The organism is Ilumatobacter nonamiensis YM16-303 (assembly GCF_000350145.1).
Taxonomy (GTDB): Bacteria; Actinomycetota; Acidimicrobiia; order Acidimicrobiales; family Ilumatobacteraceae; genus Ilumatobacter_A; species Ilumatobacter_A nonamiensis.
The window spans coordinates 1-6,448 of record NZ_BAOL01000203.1 but is presented as its reverse complement, the minus strand read 5'-3'; the positions used below and the strand labels follow the sequence as shown (position 1 = coordinate 6,448).

Here is a 6,448-nt window from a genome sequence, read left to right as displayed (position 1 = left end):
CGCTCCGTGCGCGAACTGTTCACGAGAACGGCGATGAGTGGAGGTCAGGCGTCGACTGCAGCGAGCATCTCGTCGGCGGCGGTCCACGGGTCGGTGGTGCGCTCGGCGACCTCCTCGGTCAACTCGTCCCAGCGCTCACCGGTGCAGATCTGACGCGCCTTACGACCGAGACGCTGGGCGATGATCTCGCGCAGTTCTTCACCCAACCGGAACGTCCGACGTTCGGCGAGCAGACCGCTCGACTCAGCGAACTCGCGGTGTTCGAGCACGGCATCCCACAACTCCGGTACGCCATCGCCCGTGGTGCCCGTCGTGTTCAAGATCGGCGGCCGCCAGGTGTCGTGTGGCAGATCGGACAGATCGAGCATCTGCATCAGATCCCGGCGGGTCTCGTCGGCGCCCTTGCGGTCGGCCTTGTTGATCACGAAGATGTCGGCGATCTCCATGAGACCGGCCTTGTTCGCCTGCACGCTGTCACCCCAACCAGGGTTGACCACGACGATCGTCGTGTCCGCCTTGCCGGCCACCTCGACCTCGACCTGACCGACTCCGACCGTTTCGACGAGGATCCAGTGCCGACCGATCGCATCGAGTGCGCGCACGGCCTCGGGCGTCGCGAGGGCGAGTCCTCCGAGGTGACCACGAGTCGCCATCGAGCGGATGAACACGCCCGGGTCGGTTGCATGGTCCTGCATCCGCACGCGGTCGCCGAGGATCGCCCCGCCGGTGAACGGCGACGACGGGTCGATCGCGAGCACCGCGATCTCCAGCTCCAACGATCGCAGATGGCCGATGAGCGCAGAGGTCAGGGTCGACTTGCCCGCTCCCGGTGCGCCGGTGAGCCCGACCGTGTAGCCGCCGCCGGACAGCGGATACGCCAATCGTCCGATCTCGCGGGCCTCCTCGTCACCGCGCTCGATCAGCGACAGGAGCCGTGCGAGCGCGCTGCGATCGCCGTCCAAGGCGGCCTGGAAGAGTTCGGGAGCAGGCAGTCGTTTGCGGGCCATCGGCCCAGAGTCTTTCCGATCGACCGATGACCGGCCCAATCAGGGCGTTCGTTCACGCGAAGTTGTTGGTGATGTTGACGACCGCGGTCACGCCGTCGACCCGGTCGCGCAGGATCCGCTCGACGCCGACCTTGAGGGTCTGATTCGACGACGGACATCCGACGCACGCACCCGTGAGCCTGACCTCGACGACGCCGGTCTCCTCGTCCACGGAGTGGAACTCGATGTCACCGCCGTCGGATTGCAGCGCGGGGCGGATCACCTCGATCGTGGCCAGGATCTTGTCGCGCATCTCACCGACCATTCAATCAATGTCGACCGTACGATTGATGCGTGAGTTCGATTGCGGCTGCCCTGCTCGCCCACCAGGGTGGGTGGGACGAAGCCCTGTTGATCGCCGGACCGATGGCCGTGATCGCCGGGTTGCTCGTCCTCGCGAAAAAGCGCGTCGATGCCGCTGCGGCCGAGCAACAATCCGGCGACACCGACCCGAACTGACGAAGATGTTCGTCGGTGGCCAGCACCGACGCATCTGTCAGCAGCGTTCGATGACCGCGCCGACGCTGCTCAGGCGGCCGACGAGGTCGTCGTAGCCGCGGTCGATGTGGTGGATACCACTGATGCGGGTTTCGCCCTCGGCAGCCAATCCCGCGACGACCATCGCTGCCCCCGCACGAATGTCGTGCGCGCGCACCGGTGCTCCCGAGAGGCGCGGCACCCCGCGGATGACGGCGTGATGACCGCTCGTGCGGACATCGGCACCGAGGCGTTGCAATTCCTCGACGTAGCGGAAGCGTCCGGGATACAGGTTCTCCGTGACGATTCCGACCCCGTCGGCGACCGACAGCATCGTGATGATCAGCGGCTTGTAGTCCGTGGCGATCCCCGGATACGGCAGAGTGGCCACATCGATCGAACGGGGGCGACCCCCAGCTTCGACGTGGATCCCGTCGTCGTTCTCGTCGATCTGGAGGCCCATGTCGCCGAACCGTTCGAGGAGCATGGTCATGTGGTCGGCACGGGCGCCGACGACGTCGAGTGAACCTCCGGCGACCGAACACGCGGCCAGGTACGTCGCGGCTTGGATGCGGTCGGGAACCGTCCGGTGCGACACCGGCGACAGGTCACGCTGATCGACACCTCGGATCGTCAGCGTCGAGGTGCCGATGCCATCGATCCGCGCACCCATCGCGACCAGAAAATCGCAGAGATCGGTGATCTCGGGCTCACGTGCGGCGTTGTCGATGGTGGTGACCCCGTCGGCCAGTACGGCGGCAGTCATCAGGTTCTCGGTCGCGCCGACACTCGGGAAGTCGAACGTGATCTCCGCTCCGTGCAGCCGGTCGGCGCGCGCCTCGAGGTAGCCGTGGCTGAACTTGAATTCGGCGCCCATCGCCTCGAGGCCGGCGACGTGCATGTCGATCGGGCGTGCACCGAAGTCGTCGCCGCCCGGCATCGACAGCCGGACCTCACCGCACCGCGTGAGCAACGGGCCGAGGACGTTGATCGATGCGCGAATCCTCTCGACCAACTCGTACGGCGCGACCGGTGTGATGACGCCGGTGTTCACGAGGGTCAGTTCACCTGGTGCCGGCCGGGACATCTCGACGCCGATCGCGGCGAGGAGGTCGCCCATGATCGACACGTCGGCGATGTCGGGGACGTTCGACAGCTCGAACGGGCCGTCGCACAGGATCGTCGTCGCCATCAGTTTGAGGACCGAGTTCTTCGCTCCCGGGACGACGACGGTTCCCGCGAGCGGGCCCGATCCACGGACGACGATGCATTCGGCGTCGGGCGCGGTCGGGTCGGGGAGGCCGGGGGACGTCACAGCTCACCAGTATGCTCCGAGCGTGGAGCCGGGCGGTCGCATTGTCACGCGACGCTGGCCGAACGACGAGGGTCACATCGATCAGGTGACGACGGCTCGCACCGACCTCCTGAACGAGACGGAGAGCGCGCGAACCACCACCGACCAGGGCGAACAGATCGAATTCGCCCAGGCACACGGGCCGTTCACGACCTATCGGCGCACCGTTCTCCTCGCTCGACCCGCTGATGCCGATGCGCAGATCGTCGAACGCACGCACTACCGACTGCGGATTCCCTGGTTCAACTGGCTGTTCGGATTGCCGGTCCGCGGCGTCATCGCTCGACGGATCAAGGCGCAGGGCTGGTGGTCGCCGCCCGACCAACTCGACCCGACCCAGGTCCTCGTGATCGGCCTGCTCGCAGCTGCATCGATGTCGGCCGCGTTCGTGAACACGATCTTCACCCAGACCGTCGGTTTCGCGGCCGACGACTTCGGGATCAGCGAAACCGCCAAGGGCGACGCCGGATCGATCGTGCGGGCGGGCATCGTGTTCGCACTTCCCGCAGCGGTGGTCGCCGACCGGATCGGACGGCGGAAGGTCTTGGTGATCGTCGCGTGGCTCGCTCCCGTCCTGACCGCACTCGGGGCGCTCGCGCCGAGCTTCGTCGTCCTCGTCGCGACGCAGACGATCGGCCGCCCGATGGGAATCGCGCTGGCATTCGTGATCGGGGTCGTCGCGGCCGAGGAGGTTCCGAAGAACAGCCGCGCCTACGCGATCAGCGTGCTCGCGATGGCAGCCGGACTCGGCGCCGGCATCGCGGTCATGTCACTCGGCCTCGCTGACCTCGGCCCGGGCGGATGGCGCTACGTCTACCTGATCGCTCTGATCTGGTGTTTCGTCGCGTTCGACCTCATGCGCCGCCTGCCCGAGACGCGCCGGTTCACCGCCGAGGCCGAGCGCGTCGACCGCCCTCGACGACCACCGCGCCTCGACCGGAAGCGGTTCGCACTGCTGGCGACGGTGGCGTTCGCCGGCAACGTCTTCATCGCCCCGGCGAGCTTCTTCCAGAACACCTATCTCGAGGACATCCGCGGCTTCGACGGCGGCATGATCGGACTGTTCTCGATCCTGGTCGGCACCCCGGCGGGGATCGGTTTGATCGTGGGTGGCCGATTCGCCGATCGGCGGGGACGACGCGGGCTGATCATGGTCGCGCTCCCGCTCTCGACGCTGTCGATCGTGGCCGCCTTCATGGTGGGAGGGGCGGCGCTGTGGGCCTTCGCCCTGCTCGGCGGGATCCTGGGATCCGCTGTGTATCCGGCGATGACGGTGTATCGAACCGAACTGTTCCCCACCGCCAACCGCACTCGGGCCACCGGCTTCGTCACCGCGTCCGCCCTGATCGGCGGCATCGGTGGTCTGAGCCTCACCGGACGACTGATCGACGGCGGATGGACGTACGGCTCGACGATGGCACTCCTCGCGATCGGACAGTTCATCGTGACGATCCTCGTCGTGGCGGCGTATCCCGAAACCGCCCACCGGGAGCTCGAATCACTCAACCCCGAAGACGAGTCACTCGTTCCCGGGATGGTCTGACGCGATCCTCGCCGAAGTCCCCTCGAACTCACCGACCGTTCACAGGAACGGAGGTCACGATCGTGTCCATGAACCAGAACCGATCGTTCCAGGGCACCGCGATGACACCACTGATCGTCGCTGCAGCGCTGCTGTGGGCGAGTTGTTCGTCGGACCCCGCCGCCGACACGTCCACCCTGCCGTCCGCGGAGGTCGTGGCGGCCGACGAGACGACCGCTGCCGCCACCATCGACGAGGTCTCCGCGTTCCGCATCGACGTGTGGGCGGACAACTGGTCGGCGGTCCACGTCGACGGCACACTCGTGGGTGAGGACTCGATCCCGATCACGACCGAGCGCTCGTTCAATGCCGAATCGTTCACGTTCGAAGCATCTCTGCCGTTCGAGGTCGCGATCGAGGCGAAGGACTTCAAGGAGACCGACTCGGGTCTCGAGTACATCGGCGAATCCAACCAGCAGATGGGCGACGGCGGCATCATCGCCCAGATCACCGACCTGGACACCGGCGAGGTCGTCGCCGTCACCGATGCGTCGTGGGCATCGCTGGTCGTCCACCAAGCGCCGCTGAACCCGGAGTGCGAACTCGATGTCGACCCGGACGCAACGTGTGAGTTCGCGATCGCCGAGACACCCTCCGACTGGACGTCGGCCGATTTCGATGACCGCGGGTGGACGCCTGCCACCGAGTGGAGCGCGGCCGATGTCGATCCCAAGGACGGATACCTCGAGATCAGCTGGGACCCGAGCGCTCACCTGATCTGGGGAACGGACCTCGAGGTGGACAACACCGTTCTCCTCCGCCGCACGGTCACATGAGTCCCGAGAGTCCCGACGGACATCACTTCAGCGCCACCCGTTGCCGACGCTGAAGCCGACCTCGGCACCGCCGTCGTCGCGCGTGCCGGCGAAGGCGCTTCCGCCGTGCTGTTCGGCGATCTGTCGGACGATGGCGAGCCCGAGCCCGGAGCCCGGCGTCGAACGGGCTGACGGTGCGCGGTAGAACCGGTCGAACACGTCGCTCTCGTCGTCGGCCGCGATCCCGGGCCCGTGGTCGCGTACGACGAGACGACGTTCGTCCAGCACGACCTCGATGGGTTCGGTCGACGGGCTGAACTTGTCGGCGTTGCTGAACAGATTGGTGACCGCCCGGTCGATCGCCGTGGGGTCGCCCGTCAGTTCCGTCGGTTCGGTGCGGATCTCGATGGTGCGTCCGGTGCGGACACGGAACCGTTCGGCGGCGTTCTCGACGACGGTCGCCATGTCGAACGTGGTGTCGGGTCGTCGCGGCGCCGTCGGATCGGAGGCGAGTTCGACGATCTCACCGAAGAGTTCACCGAGCTCCGCGACCTCGGTGGTGAGGGCGGCCATCAGCGCCGCGTGCTCGTCGGGCGGGAGGTCGGGGGCTCGCGCCAGCAGTTCGATGTTGGTGCGCAGGCTGGTGAGTGGCGTCCGGAGTTCGTGGGCGGCGTCCTGCACGAGGCGACGTTGCTGTTCGCGGCTCAACGCGAGCGCGGCGAGCATCCGATCGAAACTGTCGGCGAGGCGACCGACCTCGTCATCGCGATCGAGGTCGAGCGGCGTGAGATCGGTCCCGGTCGCGACACGTTCGGTTGCCTCGGTGAGGGCGGCCAGGGGTTCGGTGGTCCGGCGCATCAGGAACCAACCGAGTGCGGCCGCGGTCGCGGCGAGGATCGCACCGACACCCGCCAGTCGCCATTTCAGGCGTGAGAGCACGTCCGAGTTCGAGCTGGTCCGCGTTGCGACCTGGACGGCTCCGCCCCCATCGGTCGGCGCCGTGATCATCCGATACTCCTCGCCGTCGACGGTGACGTCGCGAAAGCTGCGGCTGTCGCCCGACGAGATCTCGACGTCCTTGTCGCCCACGGGCAAGGGTGCTCCACTCGACGCGTCGACGGTTCCGGTCTCGTCGAGGGTCTGCACGATCGAATCCGGATCGAACGAACGGCGGTTCTCGTCGTTCGAGTCGCTGCCACCCGAGTCGTTGTCGTTCGAGTCGTTGTCGTTCGAG

The 6,448-nt window shown here is 67.0% G+C and carries 7 protein-coding genes; 3 read left to right on the top strand and 4 right to left on the bottom strand.

All coding sequences use genetic code 11. The features are described 5' to 3' along the window. Positions 1–44: 44 nt before the first annotated feature. Both meaB and ON45_RS16860 read right to left on the bottom strand, forming a co-directional pair. Complete coding sequence (meaB, locus tag ON45_RS16865) at positions 45–1,007, bottom strand: methylmalonyl Co-A mutase-associated GTPase MeaB (protein WP_051063245.1); 963 nt, start codon at positions 1,005–1,007, stop codon at positions 45–47. 52 nt (positions 1,008–1,059) lie between these two features. Then, entirely contained in the window at positions 1,060–1,299 is a 240-nt protein-coding gene (locus ON45_RS16860) for a NifU family protein (RefSeq protein WP_040495339.1), read from the bottom strand. A gap of 41 nt (positions 1,300–1,340) precedes the next feature. On the opposite strand from ON45_RS16860, the gene ON45_RS23190 reads away from it, so the two are divergent. Then, the gene (locus ON45_RS23190; protein ID WP_158412476.1) at positions 1,341–1,505 is read left to right on the top strand and encodes a hypothetical protein; all 165 of its coding nucleotides are present in this window, start codon (positions 1,341–1,343) and stop codon (positions 1,503–1,505) included. Positions 1,506–1,542: 37 nt separating this feature from the next. Here the strand turns inward: ON45_RS23190 and murA are convergent, their stop codons facing one another. Then, positions 1,543–2,838, bottom strand: a complete 1,296-nt coding sequence (murA, locus tag ON45_RS16855) for a UDP-N-acetylglucosamine 1-carboxyvinyltransferase (RefSeq protein WP_083915092.1) — start codon at positions 2,836–2,838, stop codon at positions 1,543–1,545. An 85-nt stretch (positions 2,839–2,923) separates the two neighbouring features. Here murA and ON45_RS16850 point away from each other — a divergent pair, with 85 nt between their 5' ends. Both ON45_RS16850 and ON45_RS16845 read left to right on the top strand, forming a co-directional pair. Then, entirely contained in the window at positions 2,924–4,420 is a 1,497-nt protein-coding gene (locus ON45_RS16850) for an MFS transporter (protein ID WP_158412474.1), read from the top strand. Positions 4,421–4,488: 68 nt separating this feature from the next. After that, positions 4,489–5,235 carry a hypothetical protein gene (locus tag ON45_RS16845; RefSeq protein ID WP_206537721.1) on the top strand — a complete coding sequence of 249 codons (747 nt, stop codon included), beginning with the start codon at positions 4,489–4,491 and terminating at the stop codon, positions 5,233–5,235. Between the two features lie 27 nt (positions 5,236–5,262). Here ON45_RS16845 and ON45_RS16840 read toward each other — a convergent pair. Beyond that, positions 5,263–6,448, bottom strand: a 1,186-nt coding sequence (locus ON45_RS16840) for a HAMP domain-containing sensor histidine kinase (RefSeq protein WP_051063244.1), incomplete at its 5' end; no start/stop codon positions are given.